The organism is Rheinheimera riviphila (genome assembly GCF_004005945.1).
Taxonomy (GTDB): Bacteria; Pseudomonadota; Gammaproteobacteria; order Enterobacterales; family Alteromonadaceae; genus Pararheinheimera; species Pararheinheimera riviphila.
Genome location: NZ_SACS01000069.1, coordinates 1 through 306, shown reverse-complemented (window position 1 = coordinate 306; position 306 = coordinate 1). Strand labels below are relative to the sequence as shown.

The 306-nt window shown below is 48.7% G+C and carries 1 pseudogene; it reads left to right on the top strand.

From position 1 onward, the window contains the following. Window positions 1-306, top strand: a pseudogene (locus tag EOE67_RS20620) (IS4 family transposase); the annotation flags it as partial.

The following is a 306-nucleotide window of genomic DNA, read 5'->3' as shown; positions in this document are numbered from 1 at the left end:
GCTGGGAAATCGAACTGGGCTACCGGGAGATGAAACAGCAACTGCTGGCAAACGAATTTACGCTGCGAAGCAAAAAATCTGAGATGGTGAAACAAGAACTGTGGGGCGTGTTGCTCTGCTACAACCTCGTCCGTTACCAGATGGTGCGGATGGCAAAGACCCTCCCGGGAATTTATCCGAATGAGCTGAGTTTTACGCTGTGCGCCAATGCGATAGTCAGCTTGTTTGAATACGGGTTCACGCTGATTAGTAGCCACCACATTCCACAAGAGTTGGATGATTTAACGAGAAAAGCGGAGTTTTTTG